The organism is Afipia sp. GW821-FHT04G03 (assembly GCF_059419985.1).
In genome coordinates, this window is sequence record NZ_JBWKSV010000002.1 from 510,331 (window position 1) to 535,849 (window position 25,519).

The 25,519-nt window shown below is 62.5% G+C and carries 29 protein-coding genes; 13 read left to right on the forward strand and 16 right to left on the reverse strand.

Features of this window, described 5'->3' with window-relative positions:
* Positions 1-188: 188 nt before the first annotated feature.
* Positions 189-2,015, forward strand: coding sequence for a translational GTPase TypA (gene typA, locus AC07UB_RS11720; RefSeq protein ID WP_492791335.1), 1,827 nt, complete (start codon positions 189-191; stop codon positions 2,013-2,015).
* A gap of 111 nt (positions 2,016-2,126) precedes the next feature.
* On the opposite strand, the gene AC07UB_RS11725 is transcribed toward typA, so the two are convergent.
* On the reverse strand, positions 2,127-3,308 hold the full coding sequence (locus AC07UB_RS11725; RefSeq protein ID WP_492791334.1) for a YbfB/YjiJ family MFS transporter: 1,182 nt from the start codon (positions 3,306-3,308) through the stop codon (positions 2,127-2,129).
* A gap of 177 nt (positions 3,309-3,485) precedes the next feature.
* Between AC07UB_RS11725 and leuB the strand changes: the two genes are divergently transcribed.
* Positions 3,486-4,598 carry a 3-isopropylmalate dehydrogenase gene (gene leuB / locus AC07UB_RS11730; RefSeq protein ID WP_492791333.1) on the forward strand — a complete coding sequence of 371 codons (1,113 nt, stop codon included), beginning with the start codon at positions 3,486-3,488 and terminating at the stop codon, positions 4,596-4,598.
* A 104-nt stretch (positions 4,599-4,702) separates the two neighbouring features.
* Here leuB and AC07UB_RS11735 read toward each other — a convergent pair whose 3' ends face one another.
* From AC07UB_RS11735 to AC07UB_RS11745, 3 genes are all read right to left on the reverse strand, one after another.
* Complete coding sequence (locus AC07UB_RS11735; protein ID WP_492791332.1) at positions 4,703-5,080, reverse strand: hypothetical protein; 378 nt, start codon at positions 5,078-5,080, stop codon at positions 4,703-4,705.
* 137 nt (positions 5,081-5,217) lie between these two features.
* Positions 5,218-5,955 (reverse strand): hypothetical protein, encoded by a 738-nt coding sequence (locus AC07UB_RS11740; RefSeq protein WP_492791331.1) that lies wholly within the window; start codon positions 5,953-5,955, stop codon positions 5,218-5,220.
* Positions 5,956-5,995: 40 nt separating this feature from the next.
* Entirely contained in the window at positions 5,996-6,835 is an 840-nt protein-coding gene (locus AC07UB_RS11745; RefSeq protein WP_492791330.1) for a hypothetical protein, read from the reverse strand.
* A 211-nt stretch (positions 6,836-7,046) separates the two neighbouring features.
* On the opposite strand from AC07UB_RS11745, the gene AC07UB_RS11750 reads away from it, so the two are divergent.
* Together AC07UB_RS11750 and AC07UB_RS11755 are read left to right on the forward strand one after the other, a co-directional pair.
* Positions 7,047-8,081: an aspartate-semialdehyde dehydrogenase gene (locus tag AC07UB_RS11750; protein ID WP_492791329.1), complete on the forward strand. Its 1,035-nt coding sequence runs from the start codon at positions 7,047-7,049 to the stop codon at positions 8,079-8,081.
* A 22-nt stretch (positions 8,082-8,103) separates the two neighbouring features.
* Positions 8,104-8,685 (forward strand): TIGR00645 family protein, encoded by a 582-nt coding sequence (locus AC07UB_RS11755; protein ID WP_492791328.1) that lies wholly within the window; start codon positions 8,104-8,106, stop codon positions 8,683-8,685.
* 4 nt (positions 8,686-8,689) lie between these two features.
* Here the strand turns inward: AC07UB_RS11755 and AC07UB_RS11760 are convergent, their stop codons facing one another.
* Positions 8,690-9,343, reverse strand: a complete 654-nt coding sequence (locus tag AC07UB_RS11760; protein ID WP_492791327.1) for a carbonic anhydrase — start codon at positions 9,341-9,343, stop codon at positions 8,690-8,692.
* 114 nt (positions 9,344-9,457) lie between these two features.
* Here AC07UB_RS11760 and AC07UB_RS11765 point away from each other — a divergent pair, with 114 nt between their 5' ends.
* Positions 9,458-10,339, forward strand: a complete 882-nt coding sequence (locus tag AC07UB_RS11765) for an HpcH/HpaI aldolase/citrate lyase family protein (RefSeq protein ID WP_492791326.1) — start codon at positions 9,458-9,460, stop codon at positions 10,337-10,339.
* A 1-nt stretch (position 10,340) separates the two neighbouring features.
* On the opposite strand, the gene leuD is transcribed toward AC07UB_RS11765, so the two are convergent.
* Both leuD and AC07UB_RS11775 read right to left on the reverse strand, forming a co-directional pair.
* The gene (gene leuD, locus AC07UB_RS11770; protein ID WP_492791325.1) at positions 10,341-10,946 is read right to left on the reverse strand and encodes a 3-isopropylmalate dehydratase small subunit; all 606 of its coding nucleotides are present in this window, start codon (positions 10,944-10,946) and stop codon (positions 10,341-10,343) included.
* Positions 10,947-11,120: 174 nt separating this feature from the next.
* Positions 11,121-11,519, reverse strand: a complete 399-nt coding sequence (locus AC07UB_RS11775) for a metallopeptidase family protein (protein WP_492791324.1) — start codon at positions 11,517-11,519, stop codon at positions 11,121-11,123.
* Positions 11,520-11,679: 160 nt separating this feature from the next.
* Here AC07UB_RS11775 and AC07UB_RS11780 point away from each other — a divergent pair, with 160 nt between their 5' ends.
* Positions 11,680-11,994 (forward strand): hypothetical protein, encoded by a 315-nt coding sequence (locus tag AC07UB_RS11780; protein ID WP_494653119.1) that lies wholly within the window; start codon positions 11,680-11,682, stop codon positions 11,992-11,994.
* Positions 11,995-12,024: 30 nt separating this feature from the next.
* Here the strand turns inward: AC07UB_RS11780 and AC07UB_RS11785 are convergent, their stop codons facing one another.
* Positions 12,025-12,336, reverse strand: coding sequence for a hypothetical protein (locus AC07UB_RS11785; RefSeq protein ID WP_492791322.1), 312 nt, complete (start codon positions 12,334-12,336; stop codon positions 12,025-12,027).
* Between the two features lie 253 nt (positions 12,337-12,589).
* Between AC07UB_RS11785 and AC07UB_RS11790 the strand changes: the two genes are divergently transcribed.
* Positions 12,590-12,811: a hypothetical protein gene (locus AC07UB_RS11790; RefSeq protein ID WP_492791321.1), complete on the forward strand. Its 222-nt coding sequence runs from the start codon at positions 12,590-12,592 to the stop codon at positions 12,809-12,811.
* A 154-nt stretch (positions 12,812-12,965) separates the two neighbouring features.
* Complete coding sequence (locus AC07UB_RS11795) at positions 12,966-13,346, forward strand: hypothetical protein (RefSeq protein WP_492791320.1); 381 nt, start codon at positions 12,966-12,968, stop codon at positions 13,344-13,346.
* An 86-nt stretch (positions 13,347-13,432) separates the two neighbouring features.
* Here AC07UB_RS11795 and leuC read toward each other — a convergent pair whose 3' ends face one another.
* A complete protein-coding gene (leuC, locus tag AC07UB_RS11800) occupies positions 13,433-14,845 on the reverse strand; it encodes a 3-isopropylmalate dehydratase large subunit (RefSeq protein ID WP_492791319.1) in 1,413 nt (470 codons plus the stop codon).
* A 135-nt stretch (positions 14,846-14,980) separates the two neighbouring features.
* Here leuC and AC07UB_RS11805 point away from each other — a divergent pair, with 135 nt between their 5' ends.
* Positions 14,981-15,394, forward strand: a complete 414-nt coding sequence (locus tag AC07UB_RS11805; RefSeq protein WP_492791318.1) for a VOC family protein — start codon at positions 14,981-14,983, stop codon at positions 15,392-15,394.
* An 84-nt stretch (positions 15,395-15,478) separates the two neighbouring features.
* Here the strand turns inward: AC07UB_RS11805 and rplS are convergent, their stop codons facing one another.
* The 5 genes from rplS to ffh all read right to left on the reverse strand — a co-directional run bounded on the left by rplS (position 15,479) and on the right by ffh (position 19,153).
* Positions 15,479-15,871, reverse strand: coding sequence for a 50S ribosomal protein L19 (gene rplS / locus AC07UB_RS11810; protein ID WP_492791317.1), 393 nt, complete (start codon positions 15,869-15,871; stop codon positions 15,479-15,481).
* 102 nt (positions 15,872-15,973) lie between these two features.
* Positions 15,974-16,702, reverse strand: coding sequence for a tRNA (guanosine(37)-N1)-methyltransferase TrmD (trmD, locus tag AC07UB_RS11815; RefSeq protein ID WP_492791316.1), 729 nt, complete (start codon positions 16,700-16,702; stop codon positions 15,974-15,976).
* A gap of 16 nt (positions 16,703-16,718) precedes the next feature.
* Positions 16,719-17,252 carry a ribosome maturation factor RimM gene (gene rimM / locus AC07UB_RS11820; protein ID WP_492791315.1) on the reverse strand — a complete coding sequence of 178 codons (534 nt, stop codon included), beginning with the start codon at positions 17,250-17,252 and terminating at the stop codon, positions 16,719-16,721.
* Positions 17,253-17,260: 8 nt separating this feature from the next.
* Positions 17,261-17,593 (reverse strand): 30S ribosomal protein S16, encoded by a 333-nt coding sequence (rpsP, locus tag AC07UB_RS11825; RefSeq protein WP_492791314.1) that lies wholly within the window; start codon positions 17,591-17,593, stop codon positions 17,261-17,263.
* Positions 17,594-17,638: 45 nt separating this feature from the next.
* Positions 17,639-19,153: a signal recognition particle protein gene (ffh, locus tag AC07UB_RS11830; RefSeq protein WP_494653125.1), complete on the reverse strand. Its 1,515-nt coding sequence runs from the start codon at positions 19,151-19,153 to the stop codon at positions 17,639-17,641.
* Positions 19,154-19,433: 280 nt separating this feature from the next.
* On the opposite strand from ffh, the gene AC07UB_RS11835 reads away from it, so the two are divergent.
* On the forward strand, positions 19,434-20,492 hold the full coding sequence (locus tag AC07UB_RS11835) for an MBL fold metallo-hydrolase (RefSeq protein WP_492791312.1): 1,059 nt from the start codon (positions 19,434-19,436) through the stop codon (positions 20,490-20,492).
* 6 nt (positions 20,493-20,498) lie between these two features.
* Here AC07UB_RS11835 and AC07UB_RS11840 read toward each other — a convergent pair whose 3' ends face one another.
* Both AC07UB_RS11840 and AC07UB_RS11845 read right to left on the reverse strand, forming a co-directional pair.
* Positions 20,499-21,200 (reverse strand): SIMPL domain-containing protein, encoded by a 702-nt coding sequence (locus AC07UB_RS11840; protein WP_492791311.1) that lies wholly within the window; start codon positions 21,198-21,200, stop codon positions 20,499-20,501.
* A gap of 49 nt (positions 21,201-21,249) precedes the next feature.
* Entirely contained in the window at positions 21,250-22,020 is a 771-nt protein-coding gene (locus AC07UB_RS11845) for a GyrI-like domain-containing protein (protein WP_492791310.1), read from the reverse strand.
* Between the two features lie 174 nt (positions 22,021-22,194).
* Here AC07UB_RS11845 and dapF point away from each other — a divergent pair, with 174 nt between their 5' ends.
* The 3 genes from dapF (at position 22,195) to sppA (ending at position 25,476) form a co-directional block, all read left to right on the forward strand.
* Complete coding sequence (dapF, locus tag AC07UB_RS11850) at positions 22,195-23,067, forward strand: diaminopimelate epimerase (protein WP_492791309.1); 873 nt, start codon at positions 22,195-22,197, stop codon at positions 23,065-23,067.
* 1 nt (position 23,068) lies between these two features.
* The gene (gene mtaB, locus AC07UB_RS11855; protein ID WP_492791308.1) at positions 23,069-24,331 is read left to right on the forward strand and encodes a tRNA (N(6)-L-threonylcarbamoyladenosine(37)-C(2))-methylthiotransferase MtaB; all 1,263 of its coding nucleotides are present in this window, start codon (positions 23,069-23,071) and stop codon (positions 24,329-24,331) included.
* Positions 24,332-24,495: 164 nt separating this feature from the next.
* Complete coding sequence (gene sppA / locus AC07UB_RS11860; protein ID WP_492791307.1) at positions 24,496-25,476, forward strand: signal peptide peptidase SppA; 981 nt, start codon at positions 24,496-24,498, stop codon at positions 25,474-25,476.
* Positions 25,477-25,519 lie beyond the last annotated feature (43 nt).

The window sequence follows — 25,519 nt, forward strand, 5'->3', positions numbered from 1 at the left end:
CAAAAACAGCCGCTTTGCCGATTGTTTTTGAGCGATTTCTGACTATATTGCGCCGCAACGGTATCGAGTGCCCGGTTCATCATGGACCGGGCAAGCTCTTTTTTGGGCAGACTCTTTTTGAAGAGTTCTCTCCCGTGCAACCGCCACCTTTTGCGGACCGCGCTGACAGCGGCCAGAACGAAACGAACATGAATCTGCGAAACATCGCCATCATCGCCCACGTCGACCATGGCAAGACGACCCTCGTCGACAAGCTGCTCCAGCAATCCGGCACCTACCGCGACAACCAGCGGCAGGTCGAGCGCGCGATGGACTCCAACGACATCGAACGCGAGCGCGGCATCACCATTCTGGCCAAGTGCACCTCGGTCGAGTGGGAAGACACCCGCATCAACATCGTCGACACCCCGGGCCACGCCGATTTCGGCGGCGAGGTCGAGCGCATCCTGTCGATGGTCGACGGCGTGATCGTTCTCGTCGACGCCGCGGAAGGCCCGATGCCGCAGACCAAGTTCGTGGTCGGCAAGGCGCTCAAGCTCGGCCTCAAGCCGATCGTCGCCATCAACAAGGTGGATCGTCCCGACGCGCGCGTCATCGAAGTCGTCAATGAAGTGTTCGACCTGTTCGCGGCGCTCGACGCCACCGACGATCAGCTCGATTTCCCGATTCTCTACGGCTCCGGCAAGAACGGCTGGATGGGCACCACCGCCGAGGACAACGGCAACGGTATGCGGCCGCTGTTCGATCTCGTCATCAAGCATGTCGCGCCGCCGGTGGTCGAAGAAGGTCCGTTCCGTCTGCTCGGCACCATTCTCGAAGCCAACCCCTATCTCGGCCGCATCATCACCGGCCGCATCGCGTCCGGATCGGTGAAGCCGAACCAGGCGGTGAAGGTGCTGTCGCGCGACGGCAAGACGGTCGAAACCGGCCGCATCACCAAGATCCTCGCGTTCCGCGGCCTTGAGCGCCAGCCGGTCGAGCTCGCAGAAGCCGGCGACATCGTCGCCATCGCGGGCCTCACCAAGGGCACCGTCGCTGACACGTTCTGCGATCCCACCGTCGATACGCCGATCCAGGCGCAGCCTATCGATCCGCCGACCGTGTCGATGTCGTTCATCGTCAACAACTCGCCGCTCGCCGGCACCGAAGGCGACAAGGTCACCAGCCGCCTGATCCGCGACCGCCTGCTGCGCGAAGCCGAAGGCAACGTCGCGCTGCGCGTGGTTGAAGCCGCCGACAAGGACTCGATGGAAGTGTCGGGCCGCGGCGAATTGCAGCTCGCGATCCTGATCGAGAACATGCGCCGCGAAGGCTTCGAACTGTCCGTGTCGCGTCCGCGCGTCGTTCTGACCAAGGACGACAACGGCCAGTTGCTCGAGCCGATCGAGGAAGTCGTGGTCGACGTCGACGAGGAATTCTCCGGCGTGGTCGTGCAGAAGATGAGCGAGCGCAAGGCCGAGATGATCGAGATGCGCCCCTCCGGCGGCAACCGTCTGCGTCTGGTGTTCTACGCGCCGACGCGCGGCCTGATCGGCTATCAGGGCGAACTGATGACCGACACCCGCGGCACGGCGATCATGAACCGCCTGTTCCACGACTACCTGCCCTACAAGGGCGACATCCAGGGCCGCCGCAACGGCGTGCTGATTTCCAACGATCAGGGCGAAGCGGTCGCTTACGCCATGTTCAAGCTGGAAGACCGCGGCCCGATGATGATCGAGCCGGGCTGGAAGGTCTACAAGGGCATGATCGTCGGCGAGCACACCCGCGAGAACGATCTCGAGATCAACGTGCTCAAGGGCAAGCAGCTCACCAACATCCGCACCACGTCGAAGGACGAAGCGGTGCGTCTGACGCCGCCGATCCGCATGACGCTGGAAAAGGCTTTGGCCTACATCGAGAACGACGAGCTGGTGGAAATCACCCCGAAGTCGATCCGCCTGCGCAAGCGTCACCTCGACGCCAACGACCGCAAGCGCGCCGAGAAGACCAAGGAAGCGCTGGTCGCGGGCTAACACGCCCTCGGCCGTCTTCCTCTTCGTCGCACGCGCTTTTCGCATATCCCAACATGTCGTCCCGGCGAACGCCGGGGCGACATTTTTTTTTGTAGTGACGAGTTCGCGAGTTTACGGCTGCACCGGCCGCTGAAGCGCAACCAGCGCCGCGCTCAGCACCAGCGCTGCCGTCGAGACGGCGAGTGCGGAGGACAGACTGCCCGTGGCGTCGGTGATTGCGCCGGTGACGAACGGGCCGAGCGTCTGCCCGAGGCCGAAGTCGATGGTCAGAATGCTGATGATTTTGGGCCAGGCTGCCGGCGGGTAACTGAGGCGCGCAAAAGCCGTGGTGGCGGCAACCACCGGAAAGAACGCCAGCCCGAACACGAAAGCCGAGGCGATCAGCAGCAACGGCGATGTTCCGAGCAATGCGATGAAGGTGCCCACGCACGTGACGGCGATCATGATCGCGGTGGTGAGGCCGCCATTGTTCCGTCCCATCAAGCCGCGCCATAGCCATGGCCCGACAAACGACATCACGCCGATCAGGCACCAGAAGCCGCTCTGCGCGAGGGCATCGCCGCCGCCGTCGCGCACATAGGCGATCATGAAGGTCATGTAGGCGATGTAGCCCGCGCCGAAAAAGAAATAGCCGATGAGATAAAGGGCGATCGGCCGCAGCTGAATGGACGCCGGCGTTGACGCCTCTTCGTTCGCGGGGATGTCGATGCGATTGAACAGCAGCGGAATCATCATCGCTGCGGAAATGATCGTTAGCGCCGTCCAGACGATCCACCACGAACCGGGACCGAAATATTGCAGCAGGAAGGGTGCTGCCAGTCCCGATGCGATCAGGCCTGTGCCCGGTCCGGTATAGAACAGGCTGAGCAGCAAGGCCGATTGCGCCGGACGCGATTGCGCGATGGTGGCCGCGAGCGCGCCGCCGCCGACGAAAGCCGCCGCGGCACCAAGACCCGAGAGCAGACGCCCGAAACTGAAGATCACGACATTGCCGGACAGCGCGCAGATCATTAGCGATATGACGCAGGCCAGCGCGCCGATCCATGTCGCGCGGAACAGGCCGACGCGGCGGATAAAGGAAGCCGCGCCCAGCGCGCCGGCGAGATAGCCGATGGCGTTGACCGTGTTCATGAAGCCCGCGGTCGAATAGGACCAGCCGAGCGCGTCGCGCATGTCCGGCAGCACCAGCGAATAGGCGAAGCGGCCGATGCCGAGCCCGATGGCGGGCGCCAGCGACAGGATCAGGATCATGCGCAGGGGGCGCGCGAACGGGGTGGAATCGGGGAGTGTCACGGGAAATGCTCCGGCAGGACCGCCACTTTGGCAGCTTCGGCTGGTGTTGACCAATCTTGTGAGGGCAATGGTGTCTTGCCAATTCTGCAAGGGCGCTTTAGCAAGTCCGCGCGAATTGCGGACAATCCTCAATTCCTGAAAATGCAGACAATCCAAGATTCCAAAGGCATATCGATCATGGCGACGCACAAGCTGCTGCTTCTTCCCGGCGACGGTATCGGCACCGAAGTGATGGCGGAGGTGACGCGTGTCATCGACTGGTTCGGCAAGCGCGGCATTGCGAAATTCGAGACCGAGCAGGGTCTGGTCGGCGGATCGAGCTACGATGCCGACAAGGTTGCGATCACCGACGCCACCATGGCGCGCGCGCAGGCGGCGGACGCGGTGATCTTCGGCGCGGTCGGCGGCCCGAAGTGGGCGGACGTTCCTTATGAAGCGCGCCCCGAAGCGGGCCTCTTGCGCCTGCGCAAGGACATGGCGCTGTTCGCCAATCTGCGTCCGGCGATCTGCTATCCGGCGCTGGCGGAATCCTCGAGCCTCAAGAAAGAAGTTGTCGAGGGGCTCGACATCATGATCGTGCGCGAACTCACCGGCGGTGTTTACTTCGGCGAGCCGAAGACCATCACCGATCTTGGCAACGGCCAGAAGCGCGCCGTCGATACGCAGGTCTACGACACCTACGAGATCGAGCGCATCACGCGCGTCGCGTTCGAACTGGCGCGCAAGCGCCGCAACAAGATGACGTCGATGGAAAAGCACAACGTCATGAAGAGCGGCGTGTTGTGGAAGGAAGTCGTGACGCAAGTGCATGCGCGCGAATACAAGGACGTCCAGCTTGAGCATCAGCTCGCCGATTCCGGCGCGATGCAGCTCGTGCGTCAGCCCAAGCAGTTCGACGTCATCGTCACCGACAATCTGTTCGGCGACATTCTCTCGGATATCGCGGCGATGCTGACCGGTTCGCTCGGCATGCTGCCGTCGGCATCATTGGGCGAGGTCGATCCGAAAACCAAAAAGCGCAAGGCGCTGTACGAGCCGGTGCATGGTTCGGCGCCGGACATCGCGGGCAAGGGATTGGCCAATCCGGTCGCGATGCTGACCTCGTTCGGCATGGCGCTGCGTTATTCGTTCGACATGCCGAAGGAAGCGGACCTGATCGATCAAGCCATCGCATCGACGCTGGCGAAGGGGCTGCGCACCGGCGATATCAAGTCCGAGGGCTCGACCGTGGTCAGCACATCGCAGATGGGCGAGGCGATTGTTGCCGAACTGGACGCTCTGACCGCGTGACACCATTTCGCCTTATGGGGCGAAGTTCGTCACCGGATCGCCTTATGAAAAATGCCCGGCTCGCGCCGGGCATTTTTGTTGGGGCATGACCCCAAAACCGGAGATCAGTACAGCGGGAACGGGAACGGCGTGCCGGTGTCCCACTGATCGCCGAGCGGACGGCGGCTGGTGTACAGCCGGTCGATCTGCTGGCCGTAGGAGTAGCCGGGCGGGAAGGCGTAATCGGTGAACTTGCGCTCGCCGGGACGCACTTCGGTGCCGGCGTCGAGCCAGGAGCGGCGCGTCACGTAAACGCGGGTCCGGCCTCTCTGGTAGGACGAGTTGACTGCTTTGCGCGGCGGACCGTCATAGGTCGGGTCGTCCTGAATGACGCGTTTCCGGGTCTGGGCATCGGCGGCGGTAACCCCGAATCCGGCGGTCGCAATCGCGGCCGTTGCCAGCAATATCGCCAGTGTTTTCGCGCCCGGGTACTTCAAAGCCATTGAATCCTCGTCACATTCTCAATTGCGCCGCACCATACCCGTTTCCGGTAGCCTCCCACAAGGACCAATGGGCCACACTTGCCAGAGGATCGTTCCGCCCGTGCTCAAGATAGGGCGGGAAGGTGCGATTCCAGTCTTCAGAGGCGGCGAGGCGGTCGCGGCGGCCGTGTGTCCGTGGTCTGCGACACGGGCTCAGCGCTGCAACGCGCGGAGCGCTTTATTCGTTCCTCGAAGAAGGATTGCGCCGCCGCCGTCGGCAGCACGCCCTTCAGCGTGATGCGGTCGATCATGCAGGCCAGCGTATGGAAGTTCGGGCGCGCGCCGCTGGCTTCGCAATACCAGCCCTTGATGTAGACGGCGGTGGTGTCGAAGCGGCTGAGATACGAGACGCAGAGCTTGGTCTGGCCGTCGGAGTTGATCTGGAAATTCGCGGCGCGGACCGGCCCGAAGCGGGTTTGAAGATCGTAGTAGTTGCTCACCCCTCCCATATAGGCCGTGCGCAGCAGCGGACGCAGGCTGGACATCTCCGACGAATAGTCACGGACGACCGGCGTATCCGGATTGGACGGCATGTTGACCACGAGGGTGAAGTCGGTGTTGCGGTCGTAAACCTGGCCGTATTGCACGGTTTCCTGCCATCCCGCGTTGAATTTCGCCGAGTTGCGCGTGGATGACAGCCGCGCGATGTCAGGCGACGTGATCTCGAAAGAGGCCTTGGTGCTGACGCGGGTCGGCTGATCGAAGAAATTCGAGACACGTATGATCGTCGTGCCGATGAGGGCGAGTACAATCGTTCCTACAGCGTAGAAGGAATAGCGTACCGCCTTGCCGGCGTAATTGCCGGCGGTTTCGATATGGCCTCGCTCGAAAGACATTGTCCGATTCCTGAATTCCAGAATTTCAGTTTGCAGAATTTCAATCTTGTGTGAGTCCGCCGCGAAGCGGCGGCGCGTCGCGGGTGGTGATCCAGTTGGCCGAAGCCCATTTCGCGGAAGCCGTGGTCATGGTGCTGCAAGTGTCGCGTTTCAATTCGGCTCGCGCGAACAGTTCGGCCATCCTGGGATCGTTGCCCGCCGACAGCAGCGTCAGCCGGTTCAGCGTGCAGCCGAGAAATGCCCTCTGGCCGCTCAGCGTGTCGGCCTGACAGGCCCACCCGCTGATCCTGAGGTTGGGCGCGGTGAAGGTTTTGACGAACCCAAGGCAGGCCTGCTTGCCGGGAAGGGCAGCCCCGCTCAAACGCAGCAGCGTGACCCGTCCGAATTTGGTGTCGATGACGCCCGCGGGCTCGATGTCGCCGGTCAGGTCCCTGGTCGGATGACCGGCCATCCGGGCCGCGACGTCGGCGTCGGCGGCGGCAAAGCCGTCGAGTTCGCCGCCGGGACGGTAGATTTCGACCTCGGCGGTCGGCGGCTCACTCGCCGTAAGCGCCCAGCGCAGGGTGTCCTTGCGGCCCCCTTCCGGGTGCCGCAGGATTTCGTAAGCATCTGTTCTGTCGGATAAATCCAGCTTGCTGATCGCGAATGCCGGATGCGGCCGGCTGGCCGGTGTCCAGCCGCGCAGAGCCGGCATCTGGGTGTTGGCGGCAACCGGGGCTGCCGAGAACAGATCAACGGCGAGAACCGCGAGGACCGTGAGGCCGCAGATATAGGCCAGGATGCGCACCGCGACCGCGCCGCATTCGTCGGCGAAGCTGCGCAGCGCCGGATGGATACCGGAGGTGTTCAGGACAGGCTGGTCGAGCGCGGTCGGGTTCATGGGCGACTCTGGGCGGACGTTCTGTTCCGGTCTTTGAAAACGGGAACGAGCCACCGCCGTAGCCACGGATCGCGAACTTCCGCCGCTTGACGCCAGACCTGCCCCCGCAGTTGCTTCTGCGTTGTATTTGGGCGGTTTTTCGCATAGAAGCGCTGCCTCTTCCCTTTCCGCGGACGGTCAGGGCGAGGCTTTTTTCTTCGGAGAGTCAACGATGGGTTACAAGGTTGCGCTAGTTGGAGCGACCGGCAACGTGGGCCGGGAAATGCTCAACATTCTGGACGAACGCAAGTTTCCTGCTGATGAGGTGGTGGCACTCGCCTCGCGCCGCAGCATGGGCGTCGAGGTGTCCTATGGCGACCGCACCCTGAAATGCAAAGCGCTCGAGCATTACGATTTCAGCGATGTCGACATCTGCTTGATGTCGGCGGGCGGAGCCGTGTCCAAGGAGTGGTCGCCGAAGATCGCTGCTGCCGGCGCTGTCGTGATCGACAATTCCTCGACCTGGCGCATGGACCCGGATGTTCCACTGATCGTGCCTGAAGTGAACGCCGATGCTGTCGCGGGCTTCACGAAGAAGGGCATCATCGCCAATCCGAATTGCTCGACCGCGCAACTCGTGGTCGCGCTGAAGCCGCTGCACGACAAGGCGGTGATCAAGCGCGTGGTGGTGTCGACCTATCAGTCGGTGTCCGGCGCGGGCAAGGATGCGATGGACGAGTTGTTCACGCAGACCAAGGCCGTCTATACCAACAGCGAACTCATCAATAAGAAATTCCCGAAGCGGATCGCGTTCAACGTGATTCCGGAAATCGACGTGTTCATGGAGGACGGCTACACCAAGGAAGAGTGGAAGATGATGATGGAGACCAAGAAAATTCTTGATCCCAAAATCAAGATGTCCGCGACCTGCGTGCGCGTCCCGGTGTTTGTCGGCCATTCGGAATCGGTGAACATCGAATTCGAGAATCCGATTTCGGCCGATGAAGCCCGCGACATCCTGCGCAATGCGCCGGGCTGTCTCGTGATCGACAAGCGCGAACCGGGCGGCTACGTCACGCCGTATGAAGCTGCGGGCGAGGACGCCACCTACATCAGCCGTATCCGCGAGGATGCCACGGTGGAGAACGGCCTCGTGCTGTGGTGCGTGTCGGACAACCTGCGCAAGGGCGCCGCGCTGAACGCGGTCCAGATCGCAGAATGTCTCGTCAACCGCAAGCTGATCAGCGCGAAGAAAAAAGCGGCTTAAGCAAACCGGCACGGGTGGGGGGATGTCAGAGAAACCTTCGGAGCATCCCACACCCGCTGCCTACCAGCCGAATCCTTCGCTGAAGCGGGCCGAATACGGTTTCGAAACGGTTTTGTTCAACAGCCGGTGGCTGATGGCGCCGTTCTATCTCGGCCTCGTCGTCAGCCTTGTGGTGCTGCTCTACAAATTCGTGCTGCTGCTGATCGAGTTTGTGCTTCACGCGCCGGCGGCGAAGGAATCCGACATCATTCTCGGCGTGCTGTCGCTGATCGACGTGTCGCTGACGGGCAACCTGATCCTGATCGTGGTGTTCTCGGGCTACGAGAATTTCGTGTCACGGATCGATCCGCGCGGCCATCCGGACTGGCCGGAATGGATGACCAAGGTCGACTTCGCGGGGTTGAAGCAAAAATTGCTGGCGTCGATCGTCGCGATTTCGGCGATCCAGGTGCTCAAGGCTTTCATGAATATCGACGTGGCGTTCGATGCGCAGAAGATGGGCTGGCTGGCCGGCATCCATCTCGTGTTCGTGGTTTCGACGCTGCTGATCGTGTGGTCGGACCGGCTCGGCGGCCACGGCGCGTCCGACAAGGCCGGACATTAAACCACTAGTTGCTCAACACGCTGTGATAGACGCGGCTGAACTCGTTCGTGGTCTGATCGACGATCGACAATGAACCTTCGGCGACGCCGAAATAAGCGCCGTGCAGTCGCAGTTTGCCGCTCTCGACGGGACTTTTCACGAACGGAAATGTCATCAGGTTTTCGAGGCTGCGCAGCACCGCTGCCTTCTCGATTCGCGTGACGAATTGCTGCATCGTTTCGTGGTCGCGCTGCTCGACGATTTCACCCGGCTTGACGAACATCGACATCCATTTGCCGATAAAGTCGCCGGGCGTCAGCGGCGCGCTCTTGTCGACGAACGCGCGGATGCCGCCGCACTGCGCATGGCCAAGTACGACGATATGCTTCACCTGCAGGACCTGAACCGCATATTCCAGCGCCGCCGATACGCCATGCGCATTGCCGTCAGGCTGATAGACCGGGACCAGATTGGCGACGTTGCGCGCCACGAACAGTTCGCCGGGACCAGCATCGAAAATCACTTCCGGAGAGACGCGGGAGTCGCAGCACCCGATCACCATGGATTCAGGTGACTGGCCGCCCTGGGACAGTTCGCGATAACGGGACTGTTCGGTGGGCAGGCGCTCGGTGACGAAGGCCTGATAGCCGGCAAGCAGGCGTTCAGGAAAGGGCGACATGGGAAGCCTCGCAAATTTTCCCCCGTTGGCTAACCTAGCTGGCAGCCCGGGACAAGTCTTTCGGGCCGTGATCCGAAGTGCTAACGCAGGCAATCCGAATTCAGGAACAAAACGATGAACCGTCCGCGCCGCAGTGTCTTGTTCATGCCGGGCTCCAATGCACGGGCGCTCGACAAGGCGCGCAACCTTCCGGCCGACGGCGTGATCCTGGATCTTGAGGATTCCGTCGCGCCCGACGCCAAGCCTGTGGCGCGGGACCAGATCGCGGAAGCAGTCGCGGCCAGGGGTTTCGGCAGGCGCGAAATCATCATTCGCATCAACAATCTGGAATCGCCGTGGTGGCAAGACGATCTGGCCATGGCTGCGGCCGCGCGGCCGGACGGAATTCTGGTGCCGAAAATCTCAAGTCCGGATGACGTGAAAAAGCTTGAGGAGCGTCTGCGCGTGCTCAAGGCCGATCCGGCGATCGGCCTCTGGGCGATGATCGAGACGCCGATCGGCGTTCTGTCTGCGGAACAGATTGCGGCCACGGCGCGCGAAGGCGACAAACGGCTTGTGGGCTTCATCATGGGGCCGAACGACATCGCGCGCGAGACGCGGATGCGGATGCTGCCGGGGCGCACGGCGATGCTGCCGCTGTTCGCGCATTGCATCCTGGCCGCGCGGGCTTACGGCCTCGAAATTCTCGACGGCCCCTATAACGACATCAGCGACGTCGCCGGCTTCGCGAAAGAATGCGCGCAGGGCCGCGATATGGGCTTCGACGGCAAGACGCTGATCCATCCGGGCCAGATTGACGCGGCGAACGCGGCCTATACGCCACCGGCGGATGAGATCGCCCGAGCGCGCAAGATCATGGGTGTGTTCGATCTGCCGGAAAACGCCAGCAAGGGTGTGGTTCAGCTCGACGGACAAATGGTCGAACGGCTGCATGTCGAGATGGCGAAGCGCACTATCGCGATTGCTGACGCGATCACGGCTTTGAAGACGAACTAAATTACAACCACGGCCGCGAGGCTTTTTCCTTCGCCTCGAACACGTCGATGGACTGGCCCTTCTCCATCGTGAGGCCGATGTCGTCGAGGCCGTTGAACAGGCAATGCTTGCGGAACGGATCGATCTCGAACTTGATCGTGCCGCCGTCGGGCCCGCGGATTTCCTGCTTTTCGAGATCGACTGTCAGCGTGGCGTTGGCACCGCGGTCGGCGTCGTCGAACAGCTTGTCGAGTTCGTCCTGCGACACCCGGATCGGCAGGATCCCGTTCTTGAAGCAGTTGTTGTAGAAAATATCGCCGAACGACGTCGAGATGACGCAGCGGATGCCGAAGTCGGCCAGCGCCCAGGGCGCGTGTTCGCGGCTCGATCCGCAACCGAAATTGTCGCCGGCCACAAGAATCTTGGCCTTGCGATAGGAAGGCTTGTTGAGCACGAAATCCGGGTTCTCGCTGCCGTCGTCCTTGTAGCGCTGTTCGGAGAACAGGCCCTTGCCGAGGCCAGTGCGCTTGATGGTCTTGAGGTACTGCTTCGGGATGATCATGTCGGTGTCGACATTGATGATCTTCAAGGGTGCCGCCACGCCTTCGAGTGTCGTAAACTTGTCCATGATGTTCCCGTGAACCGGATGCAATTTGAGCTGTTCTAAATACATCATCGTGGCCGTCAAGGCTATGCGCTGAGGGAGGACACATCATGAACGCCATGCGCAGACGTGCGGCGTGCGCTGCGTGAAGGGGCAGATCTTGTCCGAAAACCGGATCCCGCTTTTCGGGATCACGCCTTAGATCACGCTCGCCTCGATGGCCTCCATGTCGTCGTCCGACAGGCCGAAATGGTGGCCGATCTCGTGCACCAGAACGTGCGTGACGATATGGCCGAGCGTCTCGTCATGCTCGGCCCAGTAATCGAGGATGGGGCGACGATAGAGCCAGATCATGTTCGGCATCGGCGCGATATCGCCGCTCGAGCGGAACGGCAGGCCGACGCCCTGGAAGAGCCCGAGCAGATCGAACTCGCTCTGCGCTTTCATCTCCTCGAGAACCTCATCCGAGGGGAAGTCGTCGGTCTGGATGATCAGTCCTTCGCACAGGTCCCGGAAATGTTTGGGCAGGCGCGCGTAGGCGTCATGCGCGATGGATTCGATGTCCTCAAGGGTGGGGGATTTTGCTGTCGGCCACATCGGCCTTGTTTAGAGGGCTTGGCGGGCGGGGCCAAGAGTGCATCGGACGCTGGATTGCCGCAGCAGGGCTTCGACCGGCGGCTTCTTGATGTTGACGCGCCCGTCTCAATCGGAGACGTTGCCGCTCACGGAACGCGAATTGAAAGCACGGGACGCCACCATGATGCGGACTTCGGCAATTCTTTTTGGTCTTTGCGCGGGCGCGATTGCGCTGGCGATGCCAGGCAGTGCACGGGCAGAGACGCCGGCGGTCGCGGCGACGCCACAGGCGCGGACTTCAGGGCCGATGGTGCAGGACTTTTCCGCGCAGAGCCGCAGGGTCATTCGGCGCGCACCGCGCCGCGTCCCGGTCTATCGCGGTTCAAATTATCCGGGGCCGAATTCGGTGCGGGTCTGCAACACGTATTACGAGCAGGAATACCGTCCGAGCGGAACGGTGATCGTGCCGCGCATGAACTGCCATTGGCGCGGGTAACCCGCACTCCGCGCGATTGTTTTCATAGTCTCATTTTTTCCTGAACGTGCCGATTGCGCCCGCGGCAATCGCCGCCGCGCATAATCCATAAACAGCGATGGCCATCGCCACCTGCGTGAACGTGCCGGCTGTTCCCGGCGTAGTGCCCGGTCCTTGCGACGCGTGGGCATGACCTGCGAGCAACATCATCAATGCATTGCTTGCGAGCATCAATCGTGAGACGTGCGCCATCACAACTCTCCTCTGGTTCCTTTCAGAGATACGCGCCGGTCTTGTTTCAGGTTCACGAACGGCAACGCTGAAAGTGCGTTCATGAATACGGCGCGGACATTCAGGACGCATTCACCTCGCTCTTTTTAGCCTGCTGCCACGTCGTCCGGCGTGGACATGCATCGGCATCGATGGAACGCGATGCGCCGGGGTTCGTTTCAACTCGCAGACCAAGGGAGAGAATTCATGAAGATGAACGTCAGAACAATTTTCGGGCTTGCGGCCGTTGCCGGCCTGCTGGCGGTCGCAGCGCCAGTTGACCGTGCGCAGGCGGTGTCGCTTCTCAACCCGGCCGCTTCGACTTCTACGAAGCTGGCAACCGAGGATGTCACGACGCAGGTCCATTGGCGCGGCCATCACCGCTGGCACCGGCATCGCGGCTGGCATCGGCACCATGGCTGGCACCACCGCCGCCATTGGCACCACCGTCATCACTGGCATCGCCGCCATCACTGGTACTGATGTCGCGTCGGCCGACAACGGCGCCTTTACCAAAACGGTGAAATGCCCGCGTCATGATCTTGCTGCAAATCCGAAGTCATCCTAATGCCGGACGGGGCAGATTGTTTATTCCGCTTGAAGCGGAAGGCGGTCCCGCCCGGGCCCAAGATTCAACGCTGGCTAGTTGGCGGAGTGGTGAACGGAAATCGGTGGTGCGCGTTATCTTAAACGTGTGGAGCAACGATCTGAGGAGAACTGCAATGAGAAAGTTCGTGGGAGCCGCGGCTGTCGCTGCCGCTCTTTCAATTGCCGGCTGGATGTCACTTGCGCCTGCGAGCGCCGCACAGCCGACGCCTGCGGTGTCGCATGATGCGCGTCTGGCCGATGCCAAGCCGACGGATGTCAGTGCGCGCCGCCGCCACTATCGGCGTTACGGATATTATTATGGCCCGCGTTATTACCGGCCCTATTATCGTCCCTACTACCGGCCTTACTACTATCGTCCGCGGCCTTACTATTATCGGCCGTACGGCTACTACCGCCCTTATGGCTACGGCTATCGTCCATATGGCTACGGCTATCGGCCTTATGGTTACGGTTATGGCTTCGGACCGGCGATCGGTTTCGGCTTTGGCTTCTAAATTCGCCCCGAACCACCAAACAAAAACAGGCGCTCGAAAGAGCGCCTGTTTTTATGTCATCGGCGATGAGACGGGGGTTGGCCTGCTCAGGTTGTATGCCACTCGCGGATATCGACGAAGTGTCCGGCGATCGCTGCGGCTGCGGCCATGGCAGGCGACACCAGGTGGGTGCGGCCTTTGAAGCCCTGACGGCCTTCAAAGTTGCGGTTCGAGGTCGACGCGCAACGCTCTTCTGGCGACAGCTTGTCGGGATTCATCGCGAGGCACATCGAGCAACCCGGCTCGCGCCACTCGAAGCCGGCCTTGATGAAAATCTTGTCGAGCCCTTCGGCCTCGGCCTGCTCCTTCACGAGACCTGAACCCGGCACGATCATCGCATTGAGATTGCCGTTGACGGTGTGGCCGGCGACAACCTTCGCGGCGGCGCGCAAGTCTTCGATGCGGCCATTGGTGCAGGAGCCGATGAAGACGCGATCGAGCTTGATGTCGGTGATCTTCGTCCCGGCGACGAGGCCCATATACTCAAGCGCGCGCTGCTTGGAGAGGCGCTTGGCTTCATCCTCGATTTTCGCCGGGTCCGGCACCATGCCTGAAATCGACACCACGTCTTCCGGCGACGTGCCCCATGTCACGATCGGCGGCAGCTTCGCGGCATCGAGACGAATCTCCGCATCGAAATGCGCGCCGTCGTCGGTGCGCAGCGTTTCCCAGTAGCGCATGGCGGCATCCCAGTCGGCGCCTTTCGGCGACATCGGGCGGCCCTTCAGGAATTCGTAGGCCTTCTCGTCGGGGGCAATCAGGCCTGCGCGCGCGCCGCCTTCGATCGACATGTTGCAGACAGTCATGCGGCCTTCGACCGACAGCGCGCGAATAGCCTCACCGGCGTACTCGAGCACGAAGCCAGTGCCGCCTGCGGTGCCGATCTCGCCGATGATCGCCAGAATGATGTCCTTCGCGGTGACACCGTCGGGCAATGCGCCATCGACGGTCGCGCGCATGTTCTTTGCTTTCTTCTGGATCAACGTTTGCGTGGCGAGCACGTGTTCGACTTCCGACGTGCCGATGCCGTGCGCAAGCGCGCCGAACGCGCCATGCGTCGAGGTGTGGCTGTCGCCGCAGACGATCGTCGTGCCCGGCAGCGTGAAGCCCTGCTCGGGGCCGATGACATGCACGATGCCCTGACGCTTGTCGAACTCGTTGAAGTACTCGACGCCGAACTCGCGCGCATTCTCCGCGAGCGCTGCGATCTGTTCGGCGCTTTCCGGATCGGGATTCGGTTTCGAACGATCGGTGGTCGGGACGTTGTGATCAACCACGGCGAGCGTCTTCTTCGGCGCACGGACCTTGCGGCCGGTCGTGCGCAGTCCTTCGAAGGCCTGCGGCGAGGTCACCTCATGGACAAGATGCCGGTCGATATAGAGCAGGCAGGTGCCGTCCTCGGCCTCGTGGACCAGATGGTCGTTCCAGATCTTGTCGTAGAGTGTGGTCGCTTTGGCCATTGGGTGTCCGATTAACCTGTCCGGATGGGTGTTGCGGCCTCCGGGCCGCGGGTTTTCAGTTCCGCCCCTTTTTACTCGCTTAACGGGAGGGGGGAAAGTATCCTGACGACATAATAGCTTACGCAGGATCGCACAATGACCGCACGCCCGCCGGTTGCGCCCTATTTGACCGTTACCCCTGCTGCGGGCGCGATCGCCTTCTACACCGCCGCTTTCGACGCCAAGCAGAAGGCGCTGATGCCGGCACTCGACGGCCTGCGCATCCTGCATTGCGAACTCGAGATCAACGGCGGTGCGTTGTTCCTGTCGGATGCGTTTCCAGAATTCGGCACGGCGCGGACGCCATTGCCGGGAGAGCCGGTGACCATGTCGGTCAGTCTGGAATTCTCGAGTGCGGAACAGGTGGACGACGTGTTCGCGCGCGCCACGAAGCTTGGTGCTAAAGGCGAGGTGACGCCGACCCATTCGTTCTGGGGTACGCGAACCGCCATTGTGCGCGACCCGTTCGGCCATCGCTGGATCATGAACGGGCCGCTCAAGCAGAAATAGCGCTACGGGCTATGCTAAGCTGGCCAAAGAAAAAAGCGCGGCCATGAGCCGCGCTTTGATTTCAAATCATCAAGCGTTGCTTGATTATGCGCCGGAAGCCGCCTTCGGCGCTTCGCGGTTGTCCTGCTTCTCGACGATACGCGCCGACTTGCCGCGCAGACCGCGCAGATAATACAGCTTGGCGCGACGTACCTTGCCGCGGCGCACGAGCTTGATCGAGTCGATCATCGGCGAATAAACCGGAAACACGCGCTCGACACCTTCGCCGTATGAAATCTTGCGAACGGTGAAGCTCTCATGGATGCCGCCGCCGTGACGGCCGATGCAGACGCCTTCATAGGCCTGCACGCGCGAACGCTCGCCTTCGACAACCTTCACGTTGACGATCACGGTATCGCCCGGTCCGAAATCGGGAATGGTCTTCCCGGCGGAGAGCTTTTCGAGCTGCTCCTTGTCGATTTCTTGAATGAGGTCCATCGCAAAACTCCATCGGCGGCGCGCCCGGAAGGGGCTGCGCGGAAATTCGTATCCAGCACGTGCACGGATTGGCCGGTCGTATACGCCATCACCGGCGGGTTGTCACCCTTTCGTCGTGTTTTTTGGCGGCTTCGGGAAGGTGTTTTGGGCTTTTTTGGCCGCCCAGAGGTCCGGCCGCCGGGCTTTTGTCAGGGCCTCGGCCTCGGCCCGCCGCCAGGCCTCGATCCGGGCGTGGTCGCCGGACACCAGAATATCCGGAATCGGACGGTCCTCGAACATCTGGGGCCGGGTGTATTGGGGGTATTCCAGCAATCCATCCGAGAAACTCTCGTCGGTTCCGGAACTTAGCTTACCCATGACCCCCGGCAGAAGCCGCACGCAGGCGTCTATCAGGGCCAGGGCGGCGATTTCGCCCCCCGACAGGACATAGTCCCCCACGGAGATTTCCTCGAGCCCACGGGCCTCGATGACCCGCTGATCGACCCCCTCGAACCGGCCGCAGACGATCATGGGGCCCGGGCCGGCGGCGAGTTCCGCGACCCTGTTCTGGGTCAGCGGTGCGCCGCGCGGGCTCATCAGCAGGCGCGGGCGGGCGGGATCGGTATTTGCGCTATCGATGGCCGCCGCCAGCACGTCCGCGCGCAGCACCATGCCGGGTCCGCCGCCGGCCGGGGTGTCATCGACGCTGCGGTGCTTGTCAGTGGCGGCATCGCGAATGTCGCGCGCCTCCAGCGCCCACAATCCCGATGCGAGCGCCTTGCCCGCGAGGCTGATGCCGAGCGGGCCGGGAAACATCTCCGGAAACAGCGTGAGCACGGTGGCGCGCCACATGTCGGTGGTCCTGATTTCAGATGTCCGCGGTGTCCGGTGTGTCGCCTTCGATCTCGCCTGGCATGACGATCACCACATGACCGTCCGCGAGATCGACGGTAGGCACCACCGCATCTGTGAACGGCAGCAGCAGTGTCGGCCCCTGCGGCGGAGCGATTTCGATGATGTCGCCGGCGCCGAAATTATGCACCGCGAGAACCTTGCCAATGGCCGCGCCCGCCACATCGACGGCGCGCAGTCCGATCAGGTCGGCATGATAGTATTCGCCCGTCTCGGTCGGCGGCAGCCTGTCGCGCGCGATATAGAGTTCGATACCGTTGACGCGCTCGGCGTCTTCGCGCGTGGCGATGCCCTTCAGCACCGCGACCAGATGATCTTTCGCGATCCGGGCGCGCACCACTTCAAACTGACGCGCGCCGTCTTTGGTCGACAACGGGCCGTAGTCGATGACCGCCATGGGGTCTTCGGTGAAGGGCCACAACTTCACCTCGCCGCGCACACCATGCGCGGCGCCGATTCGTGCAACGCAGATTTGCGCTGCTTTTGTCACGAGATTCCTTACGCCTTGGCGGCGGCTTCAGCGTTGGCCTTGCGCTCCTTGCGCGGCACGGCCTTTTCCGGGTTCTTGCGCGGCTCGCGCTTCTTCACGCCGGCTGCATCAAGGAAGCGCATCACGCGGTCCGACGGCTGCGCGCCCTTGGCGAGCCAGGCCTTGACCTTCTCCATGTCGAGCTTGAGGCGAGTCTCGTTGTCCTTCGGCAGCAGCGGGTTGAAGTGGCCGAGACGCTCGATGAAGCGGCCGTCGCGCGGGAAGCGCGAATCGGCGACGACGACGTGATAAACCGGGCGCTTCTTGGTGCCTGCGCGTGCGAGGCGGATAACGACTGACATTTATTTCTCCGTTGGTGTGTTCGAATGGTGTGAAAACTGTTCGTGTTATTTCTTCTTGCCGATCCCCGGAAATCCGCCGAGGCCCTGCAATGTCGGTTTTCCCAGCCCCGGAAGGCCTGGAAAGTCTTTCGGCAGCGAGGGCGCGCCTTGCGGAATTCCGCCGGGCATCTTCGCCGCCAATTCCTTCATGGCGTCGGCTGACGGCATTCCGCCTCCGCCGAAGCCCATCGCCTGCGCCATGCCCGCCAGCGGGCCGCGCTTGCCCTGACCCATAGCCTTCATCATGTCGGCCATGTTCCGGTGCATCTTGAGCAGTTTGTTGACCTCCTCGACCTTCAAACCAGCGCCTGCGGCGATGCGCTTTTTGCGGCTGGCCTTGAGGATGTCGGGATTCTTGCGCTCCTCGCGCGTCATCGAATCGATCACCGCCATCTGGCGCTTCACGACCTTGTCGTCGAGATTCGCCGCGTTGATCTGGTTCTTCATTTTCGCAATGCCGGGCATCATGCCCATCAGGCCGCCGAGGCCGCCCATGGTCTGCATCTGCGTCAGCTGATCGCGCAGATCGGCAAGATCGAACTTGCCCTTGCGCATCTTCTCGGCGACGCGCGCGGCTTTTTCGGCGTCGATATGCGCGGCAGCCTTTTCGACCAGCGACACCACGTCGCCCATGCCGAGAATGCGGCCCGCGATGCGCGACGGATGAAAATCTTCCAGCGCGTCGGCTTTTTCGCCGGTACCGATCAGCTTGATAGGCTTGCCGGTGACGGCTCGCATCGAGAGCGCAGCGCCGCCGCGGCCATCGCCGTCCACGCGCGTCAGCACGATGCCTGTGAGGCCGACGCGTTCGTCGAACGCACGCGCGAGATTGACCGCGTCCTGACCGGTCAGCGAATCCGCCACCAGCAGCACTTCATGAGGGTGCGCGGCGGTTTTCACCTCCGCCGCTTCCGTCATCATCTCTTCGTCGAGGGTGGTGCGGCCCGCGGTATCGAGCAGCACGATGTCGTAGCCGCCAAGCTTGCCCGCCTGCAGCGCGCGCTGCGCGATCTGTACCGGCTTCTGTCCCGCAACGATGGGCAGAGTCTCAATGGAGAGATCGCGGCCGAGCACAGCAAGTTGCTCCTGCGCGGCCGGGCGATAGACGTCGAGCGACGCCATCAGAACTTTTTTCTTGTCGCGCTGGGTCAGGCGGCGCGCCAGCTTCGCAGTGGTGGTGGTTTTGCCGGAGCCCTGAAGGCCGACCATCATGATCGCGACCGGCGCGGGCGAGTTGAGATCAATCTGCTGGCCGTCGGCACCGAGCATGGCGACAAGCTCGTCGTGGACGATCTTCACCACCATCTGGCCGGGCGTCACCGACTTGACGACAGTGGCGCCGATAGCCTGCTCGCGGACCTTCTCCGTGAAGGAGCGAACCACGTCGAGCGCGACGTCGGCCTCGAGCAGCGCACGGCGCACCTCGCGCATGGCGGCATCGACATCGGCTTCCGACAGCGCACCGCGCCGCGTCAGCCGATCGAGAATGCCTCCAAGCTTTTCCGACAGATTGTCGAACATCGCCGCGTTGTATCCCGTTGCTCATGTCCCGGCAGGGACAGGAAATTCCAAACACCTTTACGCCCGAGGGCGCACAGCGCTGTCGGGCGTTGACCTCCGGTCTCTTGGACCGGGCGGCGGGTCGAAAAGAACGTCTTTTCGAGAAGTGCGGGGGTTAAACCGCCCATAGCCCGAAAAGTCAAGAAAAGACCGAAAAATGCTGATTTTGGGGCGGGTTGCGGTGGGCCTTCGCGGAACCTAACTGTTGCTCCGACAGGCCATTTCCGGCCTCCTGGACCTCATGAACCTCACCCGCCGCCGTGTTTTTGGTCTGCTCGCCGGCGCTGCGGTCGCCGTGGGCCTGCCGTCCTTCTGGATTTTCCGTATGAAAACCTATGCTGGTCCGCCGTCCGATCATTTCGACGGAACCACTTTTTTTGATCCCGACGGCTCGCCGCCCAAGAAACTCTGGGAGGTCCTGCGCTGGCAGGCCACCAAGACGGCGGCCAAATGGCCGGACCGTGCGCCGAGCCCTTATGCCGATACGCCGCCGGCGCAAGTCACCGGCGACAAGGTGCGGCTGTCGTTCGTGGGACACGTGAGTTGGCTGATCCAGACTGCGGGCCTCAACATCCTGGTCGATCCGGTGTGGTCGGAGCGCGCGTCGCCGGTGTCCTTCGCCGGACCGAAGCGCGCCAACGATCCCGGCATCGCCTTGGGTGCCCTGCCGCCGATCGATGTGGTTCTGGTCTCGCACGGACATTACGACCATCTCGATGCCCGGACTCTCTCGCGACTCGCTGCAAAATTTTCACCGCGCGTCATCACGCCGCTCGGCAACGATGTCACCATGGCTGCCAACGATGCCGCGATCCGCGCCGAAGCGTTCGACTGGAACGATCGCGTCGAGATCGGCAACGGCGTCGCGGTCACACTGGTGGCGACGCGCCACTGGACCGCGCGCGGCCTGTTCGATCGCAACAAGGCTTTATGGGCGAGCTTCGTGCTGGAAACACCCGCAGGCAAGATCTACATCGTCTGCGATTCGGGCTACGGCACCGGCACGCATTTCCGCCGCGTGAAGGACGCGCATGGTCCGTTGCGCGCGGCGATCCTCCCGATTGGTGCGTATGAGCCGCGCTGGTTCATGCGCGATCAGCACATGAACCCCGAGGATGCGGTGAAGGCGCTGGCCGACTGCGGAGCCGAGATGGCGCTGGCGCATCATCACGGCACGTTTCAACTGACCGACGAGGCCATTGACGCGCCGGTCAACGATCTGGCGACCGCGCTCGATGCCGCCGGCGTCGCGCGGGAAAAGTTCGTCGCGCTGAAGCCGGGGCAGGTGTTCGAGATCTAGCCGATTTTACTGCGCTTTCGGTTTTATCTCGTAGGACACGCTCACCGTCACCCGCAGCGTTTCCTCGCCTTGTGCAACAGGCGCGGAGGCCGCCATTCCTGCCACCATCTTGCGATAGGGCACCGGACCCGGCGTGGTTTCTTCCGAAATGCTTAGCGGCGCGCCGAGCGAGATGCTCGCGGCCTTTGCGTAGATTTCCGCCTTGCGCCGCGCATCGGCGATCGCCTCGGAACGCGCGTCATCCAGCAGCTTCGATGCCTTTGAGACCGAGAAGCTGATGCCGCTGATCTCGTTGGCGCCGGCGCCGACCAGCACGTCGATGGTGTCGGCGACCTTGGTGATGTCGCGAATGGTGACGGTGACGCGGTTGCTCGCGCGATAGCCCGTGATCTGGAACGGCGCGTTGGGATTGCGCCCCGGCGCGCTCTGCGGCGACAGCGACAACCGCGAGGTCTGGAAATCCTTTTCCGCGATGCCGCCATTTTTCAGCGCGAGCAACACGATGCCCATGGCCTTGTTGTTGGCCTCGGAAGCCTCGCGCGCCGTCTTTGCCTCGGTGGTCACGCCGCTGTCGATCTGCGCGAGATCCGGCGGCACCGAAATCGTCGCCTCGCCGTTCACTGTAATGGTTGGCGGCGTTGTCTGTCCAAACGCCGACGATGCCGTGGCGGCAAGGGCCATCGCAGTAATGAGGGTGCGGACGCGCATTGATAACTCCAAGTTCTATGTGAGCGGCTATTCTGGTTAAACGGCAGTTCTATTTCAGCGGCACGAACACGTTGATGACGAGCTTGTCCTCGGTCGTCGTCAATGGATCGGTGATGTACTCTTCGATGAACGTGTCCTTGGCTTCGAGTTTCTTTTCATCGAGATGGTTGGTGATCGCCTCATACGTGTTGTCCATGTTGTCGTATGAGCCGCGATGGATGAATTTCAACGTCGGTCCTTCGGGTGAATTGCCGACGCTCATGCCTTTGGCGAGATTTTTCGGATCCTGATCGACCGGAATTTCGGCCTGATAGGTAAAGCCCGCATCGTCGGTCGAGGTGTAGACGATCAGTGACGAGCCGGCAGGCTTGATGCCCTGCTTGTCGAGAAATTCCGACAGCGTTTTCAGCGATCCCACCAGTGTCTCGAACGCGGCATCCCAGGACGCGGAGCCCTTCAGGATCACGACTTTTTTCGCGGTCAGGGTCTGCTCCGCGCCGAATGCGTCGCCGGTCTGGATGCTGGGCGCGGCTGGCGCCGCCGACGGGGCTTCGGCGGCGGGGCTTTGAGGTGCCGCAGGTGGGGTTGCGGGCGCATCCGCCGTTGGCGCTGCCGGGGTCGCAGGCGTCGTCGTCGAAGCTGCCGGGGGAGGCGTGGCCGGCGGCGCGTCCTTCGAAGCTGCGGGTGCCGGGGCAGGCGGCGGCGCGGTGGCCGTGGGAACGGCCGGGGGCTGCACCGGCCCCATCGGGATTTTGGTCCAGACCGCCGCGGCGACGACCAGCGCCAGAACGACCAGGACGGCAACACGGGCATTACTCATTCGATGGTCTCCGAAGGCGTCAGCAGGGTCATTTGTCCGGCAGCGAAGCGAATTCAGTTTACCACGAACCGCTTCCGACTGACATGCGGTGCAAACTGGGCGATCGCGAGGCACCCCACTGGCCTGTCAGGCGCACTGGTCAAGTCGGCCTGCATTCGCCATATAGACCGGATCATGAGCACGCTCGCCAACCACAGCTTCGCCAAGATGAACGGTATCGGCAACGAGATCGTCGTTGTTGATCTGCGCGATTCGGCGGCGACCGTCACCCCCGATGAGGCACGTGCGATCGCGGCTCCTGCCGGGGTGCCTTATGACCAGTTGATGGTGCTGCAACCGCCGCGCGTTCAGGGTACGGCCGCCTTCATCCGCATTTTCAACAATGATGGTTCCGAAGCCGCCGCCTGCGGCAACGGGATGCGCTGCGTGGCGCGTCAGGTGTTTGAAGAAACCGGCAAGTCGGCGCTGACCTTCGAGACTCGTGCGGGACTTCTGAACTGCTGGCAAGGACCGTCGCCCGATCTCTATACGGTGGACATGGGCGCGCCGAAGTTCGGCTGGCAGGACATTCCGCTTGCCGAGGAATTTCGCGATACGCGCTCGATCGAATTGCAGATCGGGCCGATCGACGCGCCGGTTCTGCATACGCCGTCGGTCGTGAGCATGGGCAACCCGCACGCGATCTTCTGGGTCGATGACATCGAGGCCTACGATCTCGGCCGCTTCGGGCCGCTGCTGGAAAATCATCCGATTTTTCCGGATCGCGCCAACATCACGCTCGCGCATATCGTGGACCGCGAGCACATCGTCATGCGGACATGGGAGCGCGGCGCGGGGCTGACGAGAGCGTGCGGCTCGGCGGCATGCGCCACGGCAGTGGCATCGGCGCGGCTGCGGCGCACCGAGCGCACGGTCCACATGACGCTGCCGGGCGGCGACCTCACCATCGAGTGGCGCGCGCAGGACGATCATGTTTTGATGACGGGACCCGCAGCGTTCGAATTCGAAGGCCGCTTCGATCCGGCGCTCTTCACCAACGTCGCCTGAGATGACCGTCGATGTCGTCACCTTCGGATGCCGGCTGAACACCTTCGAATCGGAGGTGATCCGGCGCGAGGCGGAAAGCGCCGGCATTCGCAACACCATCGTCGTCAACACCTGCGCCGTCACCAACGAAGCCGTCGCGCAGGCGCGGCAAACCATCCGCAAGCTGAAGCGTGACAAGCCCGATGCGCGCATCGTGGTCACCGGCTGCGCGGCGCAGACCCAGACGCAGATGTTCGCGCAGATGAGCGAAGTCGATCGCGTGCTCGGCAATGACGACAAGATGCACGGCGGCGCGTGGCGTGAAACGCACAGAGCGTTCGAGATAGACCCGGGCGTGTCGCGCGAAAAGATCGCCGTCTCCGACATCATGGCGGTGACCGAGATGGCCCCGCATCTGGCAGCGGGATTCCAGAGCGGGATGCCGCGTGTGTTCGTGCAGGTGCAGAACGGCTGCGATCATCGCTGCACCTTCTGCATCATTCCCTACGGTCGAGGCAATTCGCGCTCGGTGGCGATGGGCGCGGTGGTCGATCAGGTGCGGGCACTCGTTGAGGCCGGGCACGCCGAGATCGTTCTGACCGGCGTCGATCTCACGAGTTACGGCGCGGACCTGCCGGGCGCGCCAAAGCTGGGCGCGCTGACGAAGCAGATATTGAAGCATGTGCCGGACCTGAAGCGATTGCGCATCTCCTCGATCGATTCCATCGAGGCGGATCGCGATCTGCTCGATGTTATCGCCACTGACGAACGGCTGATGCCGCATTTGCATCTGTCGCTGCAGGCCGGCGACGATCTCGTTCTCAAGCGCATGAAGCGGCGGCACACCCGCGCCGATGCGATTGATTTCTGCAAGCAGGTGCGGCGGCTGCGGCCGGACATGGCGTTCGGCGCGGACATCATCGCGGGCTTCCCGACCGAAACCGAAGAGATGTTCGCGCGCTCGCAGGATCTCGTGGACGAGTGCGATCTCACCTTCCTCCATGTGTTTCCGTATTCGCCGCGTCCCGGCACGCCGGCGGCGCGCATGCCGCAGGTCGACGGCCGCATCATCAAGGAGCGCGCCAGGCGATTGCGCGCGATCGGTGAAGCGGCGTTGCGTCGCCGGTTGGCGTCGGAGGTGGGCGCCACGCGCCATGTACTGATCGAAAGCGCGACGCAGGGACGCACCGAGCATTTCGTTCCGGTTGCGATTGCGGGTGGCGAACAGAACACGGTCCGCAGCATTGTGATCGCCGGCCACGACGGTGAGCGATTGCTCACATAAAGACACGTATGTGCCGTGCCTGTCTTGTTGCCTTCAATTTGCGTCGCAATTGATGTAATGAAGTTACCATGTATCAAGGCTGCACCCGCAAAAGCGCGGGATAACTTTCAGAGCGGCGGCCTTCGTGGTCTTTGCAAATTGTCTGAGTCCCGAGGAGAAAATCCATGTCACTCGATTCCGATGTGCTCGTTGATCGCCGCCGGATCCGCCGCAAGCTGACGTTCTGGCGCGTGGTGGCGGCGCTGGGCGTCATCGCCGCCGTCGTCGCTGTCGCCGTACTGGTTTCGCCGGCAGGCCGCAGCGCGATCTCCGGATCGAACGCGATCGCGAGGGTCAAGATCGATGGCCTGATCCGCAGTGACCAGACGCGCGTCGAGGCGCTGGAGCGGCTTGAGAAGTCGTCTGCGGCAGCCGTCATCGTGCACATCAATTCGCCGGGCGGCACCACCGCCGGTTCCGAGCAGCTTTACGATGCTCTGGTGCGCCTGAAGGCGAAGAAGCCGCTGGTCGTGGTGGTGGAAGGTCTCGCCGCGTCGGGCGGATACATCGCTGCGCTCGCGTCGGACCAGATCATCGCCCAGCAAACATCGCTGGTCGGATCGATCGGCGTGTTGTTCCAGATTCCGAATGTGTCGGATCTGCTCAAGACCGTCGGCGTCAAGGTCGAGGAAGTGAAGTCATCGCCGCTGAAGGCCGCGCCCAACGGCTATGAGCCGACCAGTCCCGAGGCGCGCGCCGCGCTCGATTCGCTGGTGAAGGATTCCTACGCATGGTTCCGCGGCCTGGTGAAGGATCGTCGCGGCATGGATGACGCGACGCTGCAAACCGTAGCTGATGGCCGCGTGTTCACCGGCCGTCAGGCGGTCGGTCTTAAGCTGATCGATCAGCTCGGCGACGAGAAAACCGCCGTCGCATGGCTGGTTGCACAAAAAAAGATCGGTTCGGACCTGCCCGTGAAAGACTTCAAGCTTGCTCCGCGCTTTGGCGACATGACTTTCCTGCGCGCGACGGCGGCTGTCGCCCTCGATGCGGTCGGTTTGGGCGCGATCTCACGTCAACTTGAGCAGTCCGGCGTGGTGCAGGCCGTTGACCGCTTCGGTCTCGATGGGATGCTTGCGCTGTGGCAGCCGGCATCGTCGAATTGATTGGAATGGTCGCCCTGAATCGGGTTTCAACCGTTCCTCGCCG

Bases quoted from the DNA above. Each gene is read 5' to 3' on its own strand.
- typA (WP_492791335.1), top strand. From the start codon at position 189: ATGAATCTGCGAAACATCGCCATCATCGCCCACGTCGACCATGGCAAG.
- leuB (WP_492791333.1), top strand. From the start codon at position 3,486: ATGGCGACGCACAAGCTGCTGCTTCTTCCCGGCGACGGTATCGGCACC.
- AC07UB_RS11735 (WP_492791332.1), bottom strand. From the start codon at position 5,080: ATGGCTTTGAAGTACCCGGGCGCGAAAACACTGGCGATATTGCTGGCA.
- AC07UB_RS11740 (WP_492791331.1), bottom strand. From the start codon at position 5,955: ATGTCTTTCGAGCGAGGCCATATCGAAACCGCCGGCAATTACGCCGGC.
- AC07UB_RS11745 (WP_492791330.1), bottom strand. From the start codon at position 6,835: ATGAACCCGACCGCGCTCGACCAGCCTGTCCTGAACACCTCCGGTATC.
- AC07UB_RS11750 (WP_492791329.1), top strand. From the start codon at position 7,047: ATGGGTTACAAGGTTGCGCTAGTTGGAGCGACCGGCAACGTGGGCCGG.
- AC07UB_RS11755 (WP_492791328.1), top strand. From the start codon at position 8,104: ATGTCAGAGAAACCTTCGGAGCATCCCACACCCGCTGCCTACCAGCCG.
- AC07UB_RS11760 (WP_492791327.1), bottom strand. From the start codon at position 9,343: ATGTCGCCCTTTCCTGAACGCCTGCTTGCCGGCTATCAGGCCTTCGTC.
- AC07UB_RS11765 (WP_492791326.1), top strand. From the start codon at position 9,458: ATGAACCGTCCGCGCCGCAGTGTCTTGTTCATGCCGGGCTCCAATGCA.
- leuD (WP_492791325.1), bottom strand. From the start codon at position 10,946: ATGGACAAGTTTACGACACTCGAAGGCGTGGCGGCACCCTTGAAGATC.
- AC07UB_RS11775 (WP_492791324.1), bottom strand. From the start codon at position 11,519: ATGTGGCCGACAGCAAAATCCCCCACCCTTGAGGACATCGAATCCATC.
- AC07UB_RS11780 (WP_494653119.1), top strand. From the start codon at position 11,680: ATGATGCGGACTTCGGCAATTCTTTTTGGTCTTTGCGCGGGCGCGATT.
- AC07UB_RS11785 (WP_492791322.1), bottom strand. From the start codon at position 12,336: ATGCGTCCTGAATGTCCGCGCCGTATTCATGAACGCACTTTCAGCGTT.
- AC07UB_RS11790 (WP_492791321.1), top strand. From the start codon at position 12,590: ATGTCACGACGCAGGTCCATTGGCGCGGCCATCACCGCTGGCACCGGC.
- AC07UB_RS11795 (WP_492791320.1), top strand. From the start codon at position 12,966: ATGAGAAAGTTCGTGGGAGCCGCGGCTGTCGCTGCCGCTCTTTCAATT.
- leuC (WP_492791319.1), bottom strand. From the start codon at position 14,845: ATGGCCAAAGCGACCACACTCTACGACAAGATCTGGAACGACCATCTG.
- AC07UB_RS11805 (WP_492791318.1), top strand. From the start codon at position 14,981: ATGACCGCACGCCCGCCGGTTGCGCCCTATTTGACCGTTACCCCTGCT.
- rplS (WP_492791317.1), bottom strand. From the start codon at position 15,871: ATGGACCTCATTCAAGAAATCGACAAGGAGCAGCTCGAAAAGCTCTCC.
- trmD (WP_492791316.1), bottom strand. From the start codon at position 16,702: ATGTGGCGCGCCACCGTGCTCACGCTGTTTCCGGAGATGTTTCCCGGC.
- rpsP (WP_492791314.1), bottom strand. From the start codon at position 17,593: ATGTCAGTCGTTATCCGCCTCGCACGCGCAGGCACCAAGAAGCGCCCG.
- ffh (WP_494653125.1), bottom strand. From the start codon at position 19,153: ATGTTCGACAATCTGTCGGAAAAGCTTGGAGGCATTCTCGATCGGCTG.
- AC07UB_RS11835 (WP_492791312.1), top strand. From the start codon at position 19,434: ATGAACCTCACCCGCCGCCGTGTTTTTGGTCTGCTCGCCGGCGCTGCG.
- AC07UB_RS11840 (WP_492791311.1), bottom strand. From the start codon at position 21,200: ATGCGCGTCCGCACCCTCATTACTGCGATGGCCCTTGCCGCCACGGCA.
- AC07UB_RS11845 (WP_492791310.1), bottom strand. From the start codon at position 22,020: ATGAGTAATGCCCGTGTTGCCGTCCTGGTCGTTCTGGCGCTGGTCGTC.
- dapF (WP_492791309.1), top strand. From the start codon at position 22,195: ATGAGCACGCTCGCCAACCACAGCTTCGCCAAGATGAACGGTATCGGC.
- mtaB (WP_492791308.1), top strand. From the start codon at position 23,069: ATGACCGTCGATGTCGTCACCTTCGGATGCCGGCTGAACACCTTCGAA.
- sppA (WP_492791307.1), top strand. From the start codon at position 24,496: ATGTCACTCGATTCCGATGTGCTCGTTGATCGCCGCCGGATCCGCCGC.